This is a genomic window from Natrialba aegyptia DSM 13077, assembly GCF_000337535.1.
GTDB classification, from domain to species: Archaea; Halobacteriota; Halobacteria; order Halobacteriales; family Natrialbaceae; genus Natrialba; species Natrialba aegyptia.
Genome location: NZ_AOIP01000016.1, coordinates 44,888 through 60,501 on the forward strand (window position 1 = coordinate 44,888; position 15,614 = coordinate 60,501).

The following is a 15,614-nucleotide window of genomic DNA, read 5'->3' on the forward strand; positions in this document are numbered from 1 at the left end:
ACTTCACTAATCAAACCGGTTGGTGATTTCCCTACACGAGTGGGCTCGAATCGTCACCGAACCCACTCCCAGATGTCTCAACGACTTCCGTAACGGTACCCTCATACGCATCGTACCACTCTGTCCACCGCCGTTTCGCGCGTTTGTGGTCCGCATCCGCTCCAAACAACACGAGTGCGTCCGACGACTCCCGATAGTAGCTGACAAGAACCTCCTCACTATCCGGTGCATGCCACGTCTGCTTGCCCGGATATCCTTCTGTGTCCTCAGCAGCCGCTTGTATCGCGCCATTCAACTCGTGAAACTCCGTATCGTACTCACCCGGAGCGAGGCGGAACGTTACCAAATACACCAGGACGATTCACTCGTCCATGCGAACAAGACGCTTTCCCTCGGAGCATACAACGGGTAGCAACCAACGACTCGCTGACCCACGTCCAAGTCGGGTTTGGGATTCTGGCCACCCTCGCCGGAAACTTCACACCTATCCTTCGCAACTGAGAACACTCCTGTGAACACCCCTCTAAATCGGGTCTACGTGGGTCCCGTGGAGAGTATCTGATGACACGACACAATAGCCAATCCGACAGGAATCGATTCGCAACCATCGCAGTCGGCGCAGCTGAAACCGAGATGCATCCTCATAGAGATGGAACGAACGACGTCGTCCCGCCGATTCATCTTTCGACTACGTTCGAGTGGGCCAGCGGGGAGGACGCCAATAAACACGACTATTCGCGCGAGAGCAATCCGACGCGGGCAGCTCTTGAAGAACAGTTAGCCCGCCTCGAAGGCGGCGAGTACGGGTTGGCGTTCGCCTCCGGAATGGCCGCCACATCGACGACGATGCTGTCGCTGGTCCCCCCGGGAGGCCACGTCGTCTCCTCGGATACCATCTATAGCGGAACCGAAAAACTGCTCACGGAACACATGGCCGGACATCTCGGCGTTGACATCGACTTTGTTGACGCCCGTGACCCCGACAACGTCGCCGATGCAGTCAACGCGGACACTGACTTGATCTGGGCAGAAACACCGTCGAACCCCTTGATCAGGTTGTGCGATATCCAAACGATAGCCGACATCGCCGATGACCACGATGCCCTGTTCAGCGTGGATAGTACCTTTGCGAGTCCGTACTGTCAAGCCCCACTCGAACTGGGTGCCGACATCGCTGTCCACAGCACTACCAAGTATCTCAACGGGCACTCCGACTCGATCGGTGGTGCCGTTATCACCGACGATGAGGGAGTTTACGAGCAATTGGCGTTCGCACAGCGGGTTGGGCTTGGGAATATGCTTTCGCCGTTCGACTGCTACCTCGTTGCACGAGGCATCAAGACGCTGCCCGCGCGGATGGAATCTCACGAGCAGAACGCGATGGCAGTTGCCCGGTTCCTCGAAAGCCACGATCGGGTCGCTCGGGTTCACTACCCGGGTCTTGAAAGCCACCCGCAACACGATCTTGCGACTGAGCAGATGTCGGGGTACAGCGGGATGCTGTCCTTCGAGTTCGACGGTACGCTCATCGAACTTGAGGCGTTCATCGAGGGCCTTGAGGTATTCACGCCGGGAGCCAGTCTCGGTGGGGTCGAGAGCCTTGTCGAGGTGCCGTCACTAATGATCCCCGACGAGTTCAGTCGGAGTGAGGATTCAGCGGAGATCCCGGAGACGTTGGTCCGGGTATCCGTTGGCCTCGAAGACGCCGATGACCTCTGCGAGGATCTCCGGAGGGCGCTACCGTAGGCGCACGTTCTTCTCTCCCTCGACGACCCGTACTACAAGCGGGTCGATCGCCCACTAGATATGGTAGCCGCGAGCGGAATACGAACTGTTTCTAAACGAGAGAACGCGGATTATTCGAGCGGTTCGATTACGTCTCCGGGGCGAATCATCCCGTCTTCGAGAATGTCCACTCGGAGCCCACCTCGGTGGGTGAGTGCCTGCAATACGCCGTCCTGAGTGATGCGCTGAAGATGGTTGCAGGGTTCACACAGCCGATCGCCCCGACAGATGGCGTCACCGACTCGGAATCGTTGTCCAACGAGATGATTGAGTGCGACATCACGGGTTTCGATGTTTCGTCGGTGTTCTCCCGGTGCGAGTTCGATTCCCGATTCACGTTCGATTGCTGTTACAGCCTCTTGCTCGATCAACGTGAGGTCGTACCCATCGTGGCGTTCCTCATCTGGCTCCCACTTGACGAAGGTTCCCGTCTCAATCTCGCTAAAGTAGCGATCACCTCGGAGTCCCTTCCCAGCAACTGCTTCAACGTCGGTCTGTTCTTCCATCTCCGCTTCGGCTTCAGGTGCGATAAAAATCCGTTCGACGGTGCCACTCCCGGTCATGTGTTCTATGCGCGTTTAACACAGTATAAACACTCGGATGTGGGTGTTGTTACCAAGGTAACTCAGCGGTATGTCCGCAAATCATACCGAGTAGCTGGGTCATTGGCTACCAAGTGAATAGATGAAGCCGCCGCGCTGAACTCCTCCTCAATATTCAGCAGGTGGTTTTTGGAAAATCTCGGATAGACCGATAGCTGCTTCGGTAACTCCTTCGCCTGTACTTATCGAATCTGGGTACCCACATAGTAGATGTAAGACCTGTTTTATGACCTCCCCGGGAGTGGGCCAGTGACAATCACACCGGAGACGGCTACGTCGGGAACGGGCGTGGAAGTCGAAGAACGCTGCCTCCGAAACGGGAACCAAACGTGCAGCGAACGTAACACCCTTTCCGACGAGACGCGTTTTCTTATCCACGCTCATGACGACACTCCCCGATTCTATCGATCGTGAACTCGCAGCACACGAGGATTTCAAGGCGATCGACGACGATCGCTACGCGCTTACGACGACGGTATTCGACGCAATCGTCACAGCAGCGGATGCAACAGGAAAGCGCGACGGGCGGGTGACGATCACGGTAACCCTGCCGACGCTCGACGCCGCCGTCGCGGGGGAAACCGTCGCGCCAGTCGTCGAGGACGGCTGGTTCGAAACCCTGGAGCGGCGACTCGAGGACGCGTTTACCGTCGCCCGGACGGATACCCACGACGAACCGCAGATCGACCGCGACGCCGATACCGTGACCGTCGTCCTCGAGTTCACCGCCTGGGATGCGCGGGACGGCGTCGAGGATGCCAAGGCACTCATCGAGTTCATCGAGGGGACGTTTGCACAGGGGATCGTGCCCGGCTACGAGTACGGCGGCCCGGCGGCGACGCTCCTCGAGAGTGCACAGGACCGCGGCCAGCAACCGCAAAACAGCGATACGCCGATGTGACCGGTCGGTGCCGCGTTAGTCCATCGCGATGTACGTTTGCGTGTCTTCGACGCCGTCGATGCCCTGTATCTGTGTCGCTGCGATTTCCTTGACTGCGGCGGGCGTCTCGACGCGTGCCTTGGCGATAATATCGACGTCGCCGGCGACGATGTGTGCCGACTGAACGCCGTCGATCGCGGTCATTTCGTTTCGCAGTCGGTCCGCCTCGCCCGTGTTCGCTTTGACCATAACGAATGCTGTAACCATCAGTGGATCCCTCCAGTATCAGCGTCGATGCCGGGATCGGCGTCTGCGTTAGCGGTCGCTTGCTTCGGATCTTCGCCGACCAGCAACTGACGAACCTCGCTCAACACCGCGAAATCAGCCAGGACGATAAGCCGATCCCCGACCGCGAGCGACTCGTCTTCGGACGGGATTCCGAGCGGCTGCTCGTGCTTGCCGAAGGCGAGAACCGTCGCGTCGGCCGGGAGTTCCAGTTCGCTGATCGTGTATCCGTTGACGGGTGCCGCCTCGGTGATCGTTAACTCGACGATCTGCAGGTGCGGGGCGATATCCGCGATCGCGCGAATCGTCCCGCCGAGAAGGGCGTTCTTCGCGCCGATCGCACCCAGTCGCTCGGGGTAGATCACCTCGTCGACCGCATCCGCGTACTTGCGGTAGATACCCTCTCGATAGGCCTCGTCGATGCGCATGACCGTCCGACAGCCGTGGTACTTGGCGATCATACAGGCCGTGAAGTTGACGTTCAGATCGCCGGTCAGGGCACCGAGGACATCCGCTTGCGCGATGCCGGCCTCGTCGAGAACGTCCTCGCGCGACCCGTCACCCTCGACGACGGTGAACTCCTGCGTCCGGGCGCGCCTGATCATCGCCTCATCGTGCTCGATGATCGTCACGTCGTGGTCTTCCTCGCGCAGGACACGCGCCGTCCGAAGGCCAACACGGCCAGCACCGATAATCACGAACCGCATGGACTGGGGTACGTTCGCACCCATCAATAAGGTTGTGCCACAGAATCACACAACTCGGGTCACGACGAGGGTTAACACCGGTCAGTCACACCATCGGATTGATTTGTGTCATTATCAACCGGAGATGGCTGGTTTAATGACTCCTGAGGACGAAATGGATCGTGTCCGGGTTGGCAACTACCTACCACCACAACCACCTATCGACCACCCGGACACACGGTCTCGATACCGTTCTCGACTCGGCGAGGTTCGGCTCTATACAGTGACAGCAGTGACCTCGACCGAACGCTGGCAGACGCCGGAGGGAACAGCGTGGGCGAACGAGGAAGTGATAATCTGTCAGTAGCTTGCCGGTAGCCCGTCACCGTCTTCAGGATACCAAGCAGAGAGCAGTGGAGGAGTACTCGATGGCGAGGACGAGGCAGCTCAGCGAACGAGTCGGCAAGATATTGCCATAGGAGACGCGGTCAGGGTTCGACGTACTGGCGCTCCCACTGCCGACGGTCTTCGATCGCGCGTCGACCATCGTCGCTGATCGCATAGTAGTTCGTTCGTCGATCGAGTTCACCTTTCTCGACGAGTTCCTTATTGACAAGGGTGTCGAGGTTGGGGTACAACCGTCCGTGGTTGATCTCGGCGCTGTAGTAGGTCTCGATCTCGTCCTTTACGTCTTGGCCGGATGGCTGGTCCGCTCCTGCGATGACGTACAGGAGGTCCCGCTGGAACCCGGTCAGATCGTCCATGTTTCACCCATGTGATCACACCACGACACTGACTATTTGTTATCTATCGCGTATCTGGCCCGAGAACGGGGTTTCTGACGGACTACTGCGCGTTTGGAGGCGCTACTCGAGGCACCGGCCACACGGGGATCAAGCGCACGAACGCAATTCGAGCGAGGCGTCCCACGGGCGGCATCCGGATGGCATCCGCGAATTTGACTCGAATATACGGTATCCCTTGCTATCGAATGGCGAGATTAGCACGGCCTTGTGACCGCGTAATCCATCGCATAGCGGCTCCGGATAGTATCGTTTAGGTACGTCGGGCCGAGAGGCGGCGGATATGAACCACCAGCGTGCCACGCCGACGGTCGCCCAGGTCGCACTGATCGGCCTGTTCGTCACGGCGCTCGTCACGGCGCAGGTGACGGCTTCGAAGATCCTCGCGTTCTCGCTCCCGTTTTCACTCCCGATCATCGGCGCGGAACTCGCCCTCCCCGGGGCGGCGCTCGCGTACGCGGTGACCTTTCTCGCCAGCGACTGTTACGCGGAGTTGTACGGTCGGAAAGCCACGCAGATCGTCGTCAACGTCGGATTCGCGCTCAATTTCGTCGTGCTCGCGCTCGTCTGGTCGACCATCGCGGCACCGGCCGCCGATCCGGCCGTCGCAACGGAGTTCGCAACGGTACTCGGGGCGTCGACGAACGTCGTCCTCGGAAGCTTGCTCGCGTACGTCGTCAGCCAGAACTGGGACGTGATCGTGTTCCACCGCATTCGAGCCCACACCGGCCGGGAGAAACTCTGGCTGCGCAATATCGCCTCCACGGCGAGCAGCCAGGCGATCGATACGGTCATCTTCGTCTCCGTGGCCTTCGCGATCGCGCCCGCTATCCTCGGCATCGGCACCGTCAGCGGCGGGAGTGCACTGCTCACGCTGATCGTCGGCCAGTACTTGCTGAAACTTCTGATCGCCGTGCTCGATACGCCCGTCGTCTACGCCGTCGTGTCGATCGTCCGCTCGCGGGATGGGGTTGGGACGGCCGAGACGCCGTCGTAGCTGCTATCGCCGACTCATAGTCCATGGGTCACGGCTCACGGTTCACGGTTCACGGCTCACGGCTCACGAGTTGCGAATTGCGAATTGCGAGCCAGCGCCACAGACGATGACGATTTTATAGACCCGTCCACACGTCCCCGTATGGACGACCGCATTCGCGAACACGCAACCGTACTGGTCGACTGGAGCGCCCGCGTCGAGGCCGGGGACAACGTCGTCCTCTCCGTCGGGCCCGACGCGCACGAACTCGCCGTCGCCGTCGCCGAGCGCCTCGGCGAGCGCGGAGCCAACCTCCTCGCCACCTACAGCTCCGGCGAGATTACGCGCGCCTATCTCCGCGCACACGACGCCCAGGACCGCGAGTTCAGCGAGGATCCGAGTCACGAACGCGCCTTGCTCGAGGAGACGGACGTCTATCTCTCGCTGGGTGGCGGTCGGAATACGAGCGCGACGGCGGACGTGCCGGGCGACGTTCGGAGCGGCTATCGCCGCGCCCGAAGCGAAATCCGCGAGGCGCGCTATGACACGCGCTGGGTGTCGACAGCGCACCCGACGCGCGCGCTCGCCCAGCAGGCCGACATGGCCTACGCGGAGTATCGGGACTTCGCCTACGACGCGATACTTCGGGACTGGGAGTCGCTGGCGGACGAAATGGCGCGCATGAAGGAGTTGCTCGACGACGGCTCGGCGGTCCGACTCGTCTCGGAGGGGACCGACCTGACGATGCGGATCGACGGGCGGACCGCGGTCAACAGCGCCGCCTCGGTCGCCTACGACTCGCACAACCTTCCAAGCGGCGAGGTGTTCACCGCTCCCGCCGGAACCGAGGGCGAGGTCACGTTCGACGTCCCGATGACGCTCCGCGGCGAGACCGTCCGAAACGTCCGCCTCGAGTTCGCGGACGGCGACGTCGTCGACTACGATGCCGACCAGGGTGCGTCCGTGATCGGCGACATTCTCGACGCCGACGACGGCGCTCGTCGCCTAGGTGAACTCGGTATCGGGATGAATCGCGGTATCGACCGCTACACGGACAATATCCTGTTCGACGAGAAGATGGGCGATACCGTCCACCTCGCGCTCGGACGGGCCTACGACGCGTGCCTGCCGGCGGACGAGTCGGGCAACGACTCCGCCGTCCACGTCGACATGATCACCGATGTAAGCGAGAACTCTCGGCTCGAAATCGACGGCGAGGTCGTCCAGCAAAACGGCCGATTCCGCTGGGAGGGTGATTCGGACGCGGAGTAAGCGCGGCCAAATTCGGGACAGGGCCGGCGTACTGAACGTAAGCGAACCGTAGTACGGGCGGGAGAGCGAGACTGGCCCCACAGCACAACGGAACCCACTGCATACTAATACGGACCAGCGTACTCGGATCGAGTACCGCCCCGCCGGTGGCGGCGAGTAACCGGTTGAGAGTGCGCCCGGCGTCCAGTTTCCGTCATGGTTCGTTCGCACTCTCCGTTCGACAGTTGTCTGCCCGCCCCGCCGGAGGCGGCACGTATCCGGCATTCCCCATTTCCGTTCCCCACTTCCCCTCTTTCTGTAGCTCCCATCGCAGTTCGTCGTCAGTCAGCCATCAGTAAACCGGTCGTTGGCCGGCCAGCCACCGACGGTCGACCGACAAACCCTCGACGCTCGACCGCCAACCCCGACCATGCGCGATCAGCTCCGGGCCGGCATCGCCATCTACAACGACGCGTTCTACCACGCCGCTCACGATGTCTGGGAGCCGACCTGGCTCGATCTCGAAACCGGAACCGACGACGAGCAGTTGCTTCACGGCCTGATCCAGACGAGCGCGGCGGTTCACCACGCCCACAGTCACAACTGGGAGGGAGCCGTCGGGCTGGCCGAGCGGGCACACGGCTATCTCCGCGCGTTACCGCCGACGTATCGCAACATCGAGCTTCAGCCGATACGGTCGTTTCTCACGTCGCTCGCCGACGACCCTGAACTCGTCGAACGGCGACCGCCGGTCCGAATCGAGCACGAGGGGACTGTCCCGTCCCTTGCGACGCTCGATCTCGATTCGACGCTGATCGCAGCGCCCGTCCTCGCCGAGGCAACGGGCTACGAGACGGCACCGATCGAGCAAGCCCGCGAGTACGCGGAGAGCGATCTCGAGGCGGGGGGAGACGACAGCCGATTCATCGCGTTGCTGTTCGATTTCGTTCGCGAGGACGACGCTCGCGGTATCGTCTACCAGCGACTGACGAGCCACGTCGAGCGACGACAAACCCGCGAGTCGGACGTAGAAGGTCTCTTCTGAGATCGCTGTCGAAACACGGTTACAACGGTACTTGTGTGCGTAGAACCGCTCCCGGCCGTCGACGCGTCAGTTAGCCCGTCGGCCCGCCGGCCCGTCAGTCGTGTCGTGCAGAATTATCCTGCGGCTCGTACCCCAGCGCCTCCTTCGCCCGCTCGATCGAGTAGTACTTGCGGTCGTTATCCGAAATGCCGTAGACGATTTCGAACTCGTAGTCGGCGCGGATACAGCGGTCGAACAGGTGTGCACAGTCGCGGTAGGACAACCACATCGCCTGCCCGCGCTCGTAATCGATTGGCGGGTGTCCCTCCGTCAGGTTGCCGATACGAACGCAGGCAACCGACAGTCCGAACTCGTCGTGGTAGTACCGGCCGATCGATTCGCCCGCGGCCTTCGAGACGCCGTAGAGATTCCCCGGCCGCGGGAGTTCGGTACCGTCTAACAGGTAGTCGTCGTGGGCTCGGTACAGGTCGGGCGTCCGTTCTTCGGTCTCGTACGCGCCGACGGCGTGATTCGAGGAGGCGAAGACGACCTTCTCGACATCGGCGTCGACGGCAGCCTCGAAGATCGTCTGCGTGCCGTCGATGTTGTTCGTCAGGACGCTGTCCCAGGGCGCGTCCGGTCGCGGGTCGCCTGCGAGGTGGATCACCACGTCGACGCCGTCCATCGCCTCGCGGACGGCCTCCTCGTCGGTGATGTCCGCAACGACGAACTCGCCCGGATGGTCATCAGTCATCGGGTCGCGATCCATCAGCCGCCACTCGTGTTCGTCCGCGAGGTCGGCGAGGATCGCCGTTCCGACGCGCCCCGCAGCCCCGGTAAGCAGGACCGACTGTGCCATTCGTACGATGGGAGGGAAAGCGTCGATAAGAACCATGCGGTTCTGGATCGGTAGCGCCACCGACCTCGCATCGCTCCAGCCGACCACCGCCCCGTTCCGACCGATCGGAACGCCCTTCCTCCCGGCCCGCGAGCACACGGCCATGACCGACGACTCCGAGACCGACGACTCCACGACGCCGACAGCCGCCCAGACCGCCTGCTTCGAGGCCGGCATCAAGTTCGGCTCGCTCTACCACCAGTTCGCCGGCACCCCCGTCTCGCCCGGCAGCGCCCCGAGCCTCGCACGCGCGATGGAGGAATCGATCGAGAACCAGCCCCACTGCAGCGCCGTCACCGTCGACGTTCGCACCGACGAACTCGAACGCGAACTCGCCGACTCGACAGCTGACTACACCGAACTCACCGGTCGCTTTCTCGAAGTCGAAATCGTCGTCGACTACGAGGATCACGAGGTCGTCACCCGAATGGCCATGGAAAACGGCTATCCGCTGATGGAACTCGTCTCCGTCGACGGCCGCGAAACCGACGCGTAGTTCGACGGCGTCCCAACCGACGCACGGCAAACGACCTCCCTTTCGAAACCCGTCTGCCGTTCGGTCGATACCGACTCGCTTCTCCCAAATTTCACTTTCACTTTCGGGCGACCTTTTAACCTCAGTCGGCGTGAACGTGGTGACATGAGCCAAGCGACGCTCGGCGACGACGAGGAACTGTTCGGCGAAGCAGCCAACGAGATGCGCGAGGACGTCGAATCCTCGCTTGCCGACGCCTGGGACGCACTCCCCGACGCGGACGATGTCTGGGAAGCCGACGCCGACAACGTCCTCGGCGTCCTCAACGCCCTCAACTCCGCGCTCGACCCCGGCGACGCCGAGTCCCACCTCCGGGATGCAAAGAAGTGGTTCACCATGGGTCAACGCGCCGACGCCTTCGAAGATGCGGCCGACCTGGAGGAAGAGATCGAGGCGCTCGAGGAAACGATCGCGGACATCGGCGACGCCGGCGAGCAGGTCGGCGACCTCACCTCGACGATCCCGGCACTCCGCGGGACGCTCGAGGACGCGGGACCTGCCGACGAGACTGAGTCCGACGAGGGCGACGAGACGGACGACGAAGCGACTGCCGACGACGAAGAAAGCGGCGACGACGCGGAGTAAGCGCGAAAACGACGCCCGGCCGACGGCGCTATCGGCCGTCCGGACGCGACACGTCCCGTTCAGCCACCGCGTCGAGCAACCGCGCCAACGAATCGGCTGCGAGTTCGAGCAGTTCCTCGCCCCGCTCTTTCTCACCCGCGGCCGGATCGCCGACGACACCGTTCTCGCTGAACTCGGCCGAGTCGTAGGCCAGATTTGCGTGACTCGTCCACTCGCCCCAGCCGTCAGCAGCACCAGCGCGGGCCGTCTCGATCCGCTCTTCGTGGACGAGTTCAGGTGCGACCCGACGCAAGAGTGCAGTCTCGAGCGGCCCGCCGTGGCCCATGTCCGCGGAGTGGTCGCCGACGGCCTCGAACCAGGTGAACGGAACGGTGTAGGCGTCGCGGTCGCGCGTGAGTCGCGCGCCGACTTCCCGGAGGGCATCGACGTTCCCGCCGTGGCCGTTGACGAGGACGACGCGCTCGATCCCGTGGTGAGCCAGGCTCTGGACCGACTCGCGCACGTAGCTCCGAAAGGTGTCCGGCGAGACCCACATCGTCCCGGGGAACTGGCGGTGCTCCTCGGCGATGCCGACCGGAATCGCCGGCGTGCGGATGACCGCTCGATCGACGCGTTCGAGTCCGGCGTCGGCGACGGCCTCGGCGGTGAGAACGTCCGTCCCGAGCGGTGCGTGCGGGCCGTGCTGTTCCGTGCTGCCGACGGGAACGACCGCGAGTTCGGGGTCGCTGTCGCGAACGTCGGTCCACGTGGCGGAAGCGAGGTCCATGCGTGAGTAGGCTTCCCGTTCGACCATGAAACCGTCGGTGGTGTGACCGGCCGTCGCGTGGCGAACGCAAGGTCAACCGGTTTCCGAATCATGGATGAAATGCCACTATGAGCAACGACAACCGCGAACTCGGCGTCGAACTGGGCGACCTGGCCGACGACCTCGAATCCCAGGAGTACCCGATCGGCCACGACGAACTCCTCGAGAAATTCGGCGACGAAGAACTCGAGATGGGCGAGGAGACGACGACGCTCGAGGACGTGATCGGGCCGCTGAACGAAGACGAGTACGAGTCGGCCGACGCGGTCGAGGACGCGATCATGACCATGGTCAGCGACGACGCGATCGGACGGAAAAACTACAGCGACCGGACGCCGCCCGCGACCGGCGAACAGCGACAGGACGAGGGTGCGCCGGATCAGGAGGGACAGAGCGAACAGGAGTCGTTCTAAGAGCGTCCCTCGGAGACGAACCGAGACGGACTACGAACTCAGTCGTCGTTGATCTCCGTCCGCGCGTGTCGCCGCTGGGCCCGCTCGATGAACTCCTGTGGCAGTTCGTCGATCTCGCCGGCCTGTACGCCCCAGAGGTGTGAGTAGAGACCGCCGTTTTCCAGTAGTTCGTCGTGCGTGCCGCGTTCGACGATCCGACCACCCTCGAGAACGAGAATCTGATCCGCGTCCTTGATCGTCGAAAGGCGGTGTGCGATAGCGAACGTCGTTCTGTCCGCCGTCAGCTCGTCGATCGACCGCTGGATGAGCATCTCGGTCTCCGTGTCGACGTCGCTGGTGGCCTCGTCCAGGATCAGAATGTCCGGATCCTTGAGCACGGCCCGCGCAATGGCGACCCGCTGGCGCTGCCCGCCCGAGAGTTTGACGCCGCGTTCACCGACCATGGTGTCGTAGCCGTCCGGAAGGTTCTCGATGAAGTCGTGGGCTTCGGCGGCTTTGGCCGCCGCGACGATTTCCTCGCGGTCTGCGTCGAAGGTGCCGTAGGTGATGTTCTCCTCGACGGTGCCGTAGAAGAGATAGGACTCCTGACCGACGTATCCCATCGATTGGCGGAGACTGGAAAGGGAGACCTCCCGGATGTTCTGTCCGTCGATTCGGATCGCCCCCTCGTCCGTGTCGTGCAGGCGCAACAGCAGTTTCAGTACCGTCGACTTCCCCGCCCCCGTCGGGCCGACGAGTGCGACCGTCTCACCGCCGGGCACGTCGAACGAGATATCGTCGATGATCGTCTCCTCGTCGGTGTAGCCGAAGGTTACGTCGTCGTACTCGACGTGACCCGTTTCGATATCGAGCGGTTCGGCGTCGGCGTCTTGCTCGATACGGCCCGTTTCGTCCATCAGGCCGAAGATGCGCTCGCTCGAGGCCTCCGCGCGCTGGTACATGTTGATCACCTGTCCGAACTGGGCCATCGGCCAGACGAGTTGCTGCGTGAGGAGGATGAACGTGGCGAACTCGCCGACATCGAGCGTGCCGGTAAACGGGCCGGGAGCGCCCTGAAACACCCAATAGCCGCCCACGAAGAAGGTGAGCACGAACCCGATTCCGGAGAGGACCTGGAGCCCGGGGAAGAACTTGATCCGAAGGTTGATCGCTCCCCAGTTGGTGTCGTAGTACTTCCGGGAAACGTCATCGACGCGCTCGGATTCGTACCCCTCGGTGTTGCTCGCCTTGATCACCTGAATACCGCCGAGGTTGTTCTCGAGTCGGGAGTTCACGTTGCCGACAGAGGAACGAACGGCGGCGTACTTGGGCTGGATCTTCTTGACGAAGACGTAGGTGAACGCGGCGATCAACGGCACAGGCGCGATCGAAATGAGCGCGAGCTGGGGATTGATCGTAAAGAGCACCACGCCGACACCGACGACCATCACGCCGAGTCGAAACGCGGAGTTGAGGCCGTCGTTGAGGAATCGCTCGAGCTGATTCACGTCGTTGCTCAGAATGGACATCATCTCGCCGGTCTGCTTGTCGGCGAAAAACTCCATGTCAAGGCGCTGCATCTTGTCGTACGTCTCGGTCCGCACGTCGTGCTGGATATCCTGTGCGAAGGAGTTGAACCCCCAGTTACGGACCCAGTGAAACGCCGCGCCGACGAGAAACGACAGGGCAATGATGACAACCGTGAACGCGAACTGGCCGGTCGAGTCCGTCGGAAGCCACCCGTCCGGCACGAACCGAACGCTAAACGGCTTGTCTTGCAGGAAAATCGCGTCGATCGCGACCCCGAGCAAGATCGGCGGGATCAGATCGAGCAACCGCGCCAGCACGCTCCCGATAATACCGGCAGTCACGGACCCCCAGTACGGCCGACCGTACTCGAAGAGCAACCGCTTCATGGGACTATCGATGTTCTCCCGTTGCTCTTCGAACGGGTCGTCATCGTCCCAGTCGACACCACTCATTACACTCGCTTGAATGGACGGTCAGCAATAAGCATTTCCTACGAATCGAAACACCACGGTCGAGCGGACCGTTCACCGCGGAAACGGATCACGCCACTCGAAACGCACCCACTCCGTGAACTCGTCGAGAATCACTCTTCGTCGATCACCACCCTGTCACCGACCTCGATCCCCGTCTCTGTCGCGTATCCGCGCGGCACTTCGAGGACCCACTTGGCCTGACCGGTGTACTGGATGTCTTCACCGTCTTCCCCCGATTCCGGCGCTCGGGCGTGCTCGATCGACGTGATTTCGCGATCCGCACCGACGAAGACGATATCGATATCGAAGTCCATCTCTCGCATGACGTAGGTCTGCTCGCCTTCACTCGCGTGGACGAACAGCATCCCCTCGCCCGACTCGAGCGAGGTGTGATCACTCAAACCGGTATACCGTTCCGTGGCGCTGTCGGCGATCTCGGCCTCGACCGTCGCCTTGGACTCGCCGTCCGCGTCGAGAACGTGTACCGTCGCCTGATCGGCCGCCCACGGTGCCGACACGATACCGGTCTGCACGACGAGGAAGCCGCCGAGTAAGAGGGCGATAATGACGAGCAACCCCTTCCAGGCGCGCTCGAAAGCCATACCGACAGTGCGGCGTGAGAAAGTAAAGGTTATTCGGACGGGGGGACTTATTCCGGATGCGGGCTCGTGGTCTAGCTGGTCATGACGCGGCCTTTACAAGGCCGAGGTCGGTGGTTCGAACCCGCCCGAGCCCACTTCCTGCTGCGAGCAAATCCGCGAGCAGCAGGTGCGTGGATCGAGGACGGTTCGAACTACAGAACGAGCGAACGATAGTGAGCGAAGTTCAGGTGGTTCGAACCCGCCCGAGCCCATTTCTGGGACGAACGACAGTGAGTTACAGAACTGTTTCCGAGGGCGGGTTCTAATCAGGGAGGAGCTTGCTCCGACCGTGGTTCGAACCCGCCCCGAGTTCAGCGGGTTCAGTGCGGCGATCCACACGGGAATTCACAGTCAGTACTGAACTCGACAAGAGAGAGGAGACGATAGAGCGGTTATTCGACTGCTAGAGAGGGGAAGAAGCGCAGTTACTGTTTGAAGCGAGCGACGTTCTCGCGAATTTGGCTGAAGAATCCCTCACCGGTCTCGGTTTCGAGGGCAGCGTACAGTGTCGAGTTCTCCGGTTCGTCCTTGACGACGATGCGGAGGTACGGTTCGAGTTGGTCGAAACTGTCCGCGAGGACGACGGTGTGGTTCTCTTCGTCGTGGTCAACGACGCCGGCGTCGGCCAGTTTCGGGACGTGGCACTGAACGGAGGAGACGTAGACGCTCTTGTATTCGTTCTTTGCGACCTCTTCAGGGGGAACATCGTGTTCCCAACCGGCGACCCGTTCTGCGAGTGTCGAGAGTTCGATCGGACTATCCTGGCCACGGAGGGCATACAGGAGGTACCGACGGCGACGGTTTGCCAGTAATTCGAGGATAGTGTCCGCCGAGAGGTCGGACTCCGCTTGGCTCGAGGTAAGTGCCCCCATAACATGATATTACCCACGAGTGCGGAAAAACGTGTCTTGAATATCTATATATCCAACAGACGGGCGTTACCCGGAGCCATCGGAGACTGTATTCCGACCATTATAGAGTGTTGGATAGCCTACTAATGATGAGCGTATCAGGACAGAAGTGTCACGAGATGCACGTAATGACTGGATGCGATTCGAAATCCTTTTTTATGCCATGGCCGGAGATGTAAGTGCGAGCCGCCTTAGCTCAGACTGGGAGAGCACTCGACTGAAGATCGAGCTGTCCCCGGTTCAAATCCGGGAGGCGGCATTCCGGTTTTACTCGGACGACATTCGGACGCAGGCGACGCCTTACGCCGATTTTACCGCTGATCTCCCGATTAGATTTGACCATGGTTCCACTCGCGCCCCGACGCCTTCGGGCACTTCGCTCTACATTTGAGCCCATGAGATTATGTACTTACTCGTCGCGCCTCGTCAGCGCGCGCACCGGGACTCTCCAGTTCGAGTTAGAAGGCTGACACTCACTTGCTCGTGAGGCATTCTCACTTGCCGTAGAATCGGATTCGCCCTGCGGGGCAGCGTCATTGGTCTGCTCGAGCA

Annotated in this window: 18 protein-coding genes and 2 tRNA genes; 10 read left to right on the forward strand and 10 right to left on the reverse strand. The window is 61.6% G+C overall.

The window, feature by feature from the left end; all coding sequences use genetic code 11:
• Window positions 1-31: 31 nt before the first annotated feature.
• Window positions 32-352: a hypothetical protein gene (locus C480_RS24745; protein WP_006664907.1), complete on the reverse strand. Its 321-nt coding sequence runs from the start codon at window positions 350-352 to the stop codon at window positions 32-34.
• 209 nt (window positions 353-561) lie between these two features.
• Between C480_RS24745 and C480_RS06915 the strand changes: the two genes are divergently transcribed.
• The gene (locus C480_RS06915; protein WP_006664908.1) at window positions 562-1,746 is read left to right on the forward strand and encodes a trans-sulfuration enzyme family protein; all 1,185 of its coding nucleotides are present in this window, start codon (window positions 562-564) and stop codon (window positions 1,744-1,746) included.
• 110 nt (window positions 1,747-1,856) lie between these two features.
• Here C480_RS06915 and C480_RS06920 read toward each other — a convergent pair whose 3' ends face one another.
• Window positions 1,857-2,348, reverse strand: coding sequence for an MOSC domain-containing protein (locus C480_RS06920; RefSeq protein ID WP_006664909.1), 492 nt, complete (start codon window positions 2,346-2,348; stop codon window positions 1,857-1,859).
• 421 nt (window positions 2,349-2,769) lie between these two features.
• On the opposite strand from C480_RS06920, the gene C480_RS06925 reads away from it, so the two are divergent.
• Entirely contained in the window at window positions 2,770-3,288 is a 519-nt protein-coding gene (locus tag C480_RS06925) for a DUF5813 family protein (protein WP_006664910.1), read from the forward strand.
• A gap of 15 nt (window positions 3,289-3,303) precedes the next feature.
• Here the strand turns inward: C480_RS06925 and C480_RS06930 are convergent, their stop codons facing one another.
• The 3 genes from C480_RS06930 to C480_RS06940 all read right to left on the reverse strand — a co-directional run bounded on the left by C480_RS06930 (window position 3,304) and on the right by C480_RS06940 (window position 5,002).
• Window positions 3,304-3,534, reverse strand: coding sequence for an Lrp/AsnC family transcriptional regulator (locus C480_RS06930; RefSeq protein WP_006110508.1), 231 nt, complete (start codon window positions 3,532-3,534; stop codon window positions 3,304-3,306).
• Window positions 3,534-4,259, reverse strand: a complete 726-nt coding sequence (locus tag C480_RS06935; protein ID WP_006664911.1) for a potassium channel family protein — start codon at window positions 4,257-4,259, stop codon at window positions 3,534-3,536. Before C480_RS06935 ends, C480_RS06930 begins: the two co-directional genes overlap by 1 nt.
• 467 nt (window positions 4,260-4,726) lie before the next feature.
• Window positions 4,727-5,002: a PadR family transcriptional regulator gene (locus tag C480_RS06940; RefSeq protein ID WP_006664912.1), complete on the reverse strand. Its 276-nt coding sequence runs from the start codon at window positions 5,000-5,002 to the stop codon at window positions 4,727-4,729.
• 322 nt (window positions 5,003-5,324) lie between these two features.
• Between C480_RS06940 and C480_RS06945 the strand changes: the two genes are divergently transcribed.
• The 3 genes from C480_RS06945 (at window position 5,325) to C480_RS06955 (ending at window position 8,313) form a co-directional block, all read left to right on the forward strand.
• Window positions 5,325-6,038: a queuosine precursor transporter gene (locus C480_RS06945; protein ID WP_006664913.1), complete on the forward strand. Its 714-nt coding sequence runs from the start codon at window positions 5,325-5,327 to the stop codon at window positions 6,036-6,038.
• 141 nt (window positions 6,039-6,179) lie between these two features.
• Window positions 6,180-7,289: an aminopeptidase gene (locus C480_RS06950; protein WP_006664914.1), complete on the forward strand. Its 1,110-nt coding sequence runs from the start codon at window positions 6,180-6,182 to the stop codon at window positions 7,287-7,289.
• A gap of 409 nt (window positions 7,290-7,698) precedes the next feature.
• Window positions 7,699-8,313, forward strand: a complete 615-nt coding sequence (locus C480_RS06955; RefSeq protein ID WP_006664915.1) for a DUF309 domain-containing protein — start codon at window positions 7,699-7,701, stop codon at window positions 8,311-8,313.
• Window positions 8,314-8,407: 94 nt separating this feature from the next.
• Here C480_RS06955 and azf read toward each other — a convergent pair whose 3' ends face one another.
• Entirely contained in the window at window positions 8,408-9,151 is a 744-nt protein-coding gene (gene azf, locus C480_RS06960) for an NAD-dependent glucose-6-phosphate dehydrogenase Azf (RefSeq protein WP_006664916.1), read from the reverse strand.
• A 34-nt stretch (window positions 9,152-9,185) separates the two neighbouring features.
• Between azf and C480_RS06965 the strand changes: the two genes are divergently transcribed.
• Complete coding sequence (locus C480_RS06965; RefSeq protein WP_006664917.1) at window positions 9,186-9,686, forward strand: dihydroneopterin aldolase family protein; 501 nt, start codon at window positions 9,186-9,188, stop codon at window positions 9,684-9,686.
• Window positions 9,687-9,830: 144 nt separating this feature from the next.
• On the forward strand, window positions 9,831-10,310 hold the full coding sequence (locus C480_RS06970) for a DUF5790 family protein (protein ID WP_006664918.1): 480 nt from the start codon (window positions 9,831-9,833) through the stop codon (window positions 10,308-10,310).
• A 28-nt stretch (window positions 10,311-10,338) separates the two neighbouring features.
• Here the strand turns inward: C480_RS06970 and C480_RS06975 are convergent, their stop codons facing one another.
• A complete protein-coding gene (locus C480_RS06975; RefSeq protein ID WP_006664919.1) occupies window positions 10,339-11,076 on the reverse strand; it encodes a creatininase family protein in 738 nt (245 codons plus the stop codon).
• A 107-nt stretch (window positions 11,077-11,183) separates the two neighbouring features.
• On the opposite strand from C480_RS06975, the gene C480_RS06980 reads away from it, so the two are divergent.
• The gene (locus C480_RS06980; RefSeq protein WP_006664920.1) at window positions 11,184-11,528 is read left to right on the forward strand and encodes a DUF5789 family protein; all 345 of its coding nucleotides are present in this window, start codon (window positions 11,184-11,186) and stop codon (window positions 11,526-11,528) included.
• A 38-nt stretch (window positions 11,529-11,566) separates the two neighbouring features.
• Here the strand turns inward: C480_RS06980 and C480_RS06985 are convergent, their stop codons facing one another.
• Entirely contained in the window at window positions 11,567-13,489 is a 1,923-nt protein-coding gene (locus C480_RS06985; protein WP_006664921.1) for an ABC transporter ATP-binding protein, read from the reverse strand.
• 131 nt (window positions 13,490-13,620) lie between these two features.
• Window positions 13,621-14,112, reverse strand: coding sequence for a DUF192 domain-containing protein (locus tag C480_RS06990; protein WP_006664922.1), 492 nt, complete (start codon window positions 14,110-14,112; stop codon window positions 13,621-13,623).
• A gap of 60 nt (window positions 14,113-14,172) precedes the next feature.
• Between C480_RS06990 and C480_RS06995 the strand changes: the two genes are divergently transcribed.
• Window positions 14,173-14,246 (forward strand) — tRNA-Val (locus C480_RS06995).
• A 330-nt stretch (window positions 14,247-14,576) separates the two neighbouring features.
• On the opposite strand, the gene C480_RS07000 is transcribed toward C480_RS06995, so the two are convergent.
• Window positions 14,577-15,023 carry a DUF7344 domain-containing protein gene (locus C480_RS07000; RefSeq protein ID WP_006664923.1) on the reverse strand — a complete coding sequence of 149 codons (447 nt, stop codon included), beginning with the start codon at window positions 15,021-15,023 and terminating at the stop codon, window positions 14,577-14,579.
• Between the two features lie 224 nt (window positions 15,024-15,247).
• Between C480_RS07000 and C480_RS07005 the strand changes: the two genes are divergently transcribed.
• Window positions 15,248-15,321, forward strand: a tRNA-Phe gene (locus tag C480_RS07005).
• Window positions 15,322-15,614 lie beyond the last annotated feature (293 nt).

Bases quoted from the DNA above. Each gene is read 5' to 3' on its own strand.
- C480_RS06915 (WP_006664908.1), top strand. From the start codon at position 562: ATGACACGACACAATAGCCAATCCGACAGGAATCGATTCGCAACCATC.
- C480_RS06920 (WP_006664909.1), bottom strand. From the start codon at position 2,348: ATGACCGGGAGTGGCACCGTCGAACGGATTTTTATCGCACCTGAAGCC.
- C480_RS06925 (WP_006664910.1), top strand. From the start codon at position 2,770: ATGACGACACTCCCCGATTCTATCGATCGTGAACTCGCAGCACACGAG.
- C480_RS06930 (WP_006110508.1), bottom strand. From the start codon at position 3,534: ATGGTTACAGCATTCGTTATGGTCAAAGCGAACACGGGCGAGGCGGAC.
- C480_RS06935 (WP_006664911.1), bottom strand. From the start codon at position 4,259: ATGCGGTTCGTGATTATCGGTGCTGGCCGTGTTGGCCTTCGGACGGCG.
- C480_RS06940 (WP_006664912.1), bottom strand. From the start codon at position 5,002: ATGGACGATCTGACCGGGTTCCAGCGGGACCTCCTGTACGTCATCGCA.
- C480_RS06945 (WP_006664913.1), top strand. From the start codon at position 5,325: ATGAACCACCAGCGTGCCACGCCGACGGTCGCCCAGGTCGCACTGATC.
- C480_RS06950 (WP_006664914.1), top strand. From the start codon at position 6,180: ATGGACGACCGCATTCGCGAACACGCAACCGTACTGGTCGACTGGAGC.
- C480_RS06955 (WP_006664915.1), top strand. From the start codon at position 7,699: ATGCGCGATCAGCTCCGGGCCGGCATCGCCATCTACAACGACGCGTTC.
- azf (WP_006664916.1), bottom strand. From the start codon at position 9,151: ATGGCACAGTCGGTCCTGCTTACCGGGGCTGCGGGGCGCGTCGGAACG.
- C480_RS06965 (WP_006664917.1), top strand. From the start codon at position 9,186: ATGCGGTTCTGGATCGGTAGCGCCACCGACCTCGCATCGCTCCAGCCG.
- C480_RS06970 (WP_006664918.1), top strand. From the start codon at position 9,831: ATGAGCCAAGCGACGCTCGGCGACGACGAGGAACTGTTCGGCGAAGCA.
- C480_RS06975 (WP_006664919.1), bottom strand. From the start codon at position 11,076: ATGGACCTCGCTTCCGCCACGTGGACCGACGTTCGCGACAGCGACCCC.
- C480_RS06980 (WP_006664920.1), top strand. From the start codon at position 11,184: ATGAGCAACGACAACCGCGAACTCGGCGTCGAACTGGGCGACCTGGCC.
- C480_RS06985 (WP_006664921.1), bottom strand. From the start codon at position 13,489: ATGAGTGGTGTCGACTGGGACGATGACGACCCGTTCGAAGAGCAACGG.
- C480_RS06990 (WP_006664922.1), bottom strand. From the start codon at position 14,112: ATGGCTTTCGAGCGCGCCTGGAAGGGGTTGCTCGTCATTATCGCCCTC.
- C480_RS07000 (WP_006664923.1), bottom strand. From the start codon at position 15,023: ATGGGGGCACTTACCTCGAGCCAAGCGGAGTCCGACCTCTCGGCGGAC.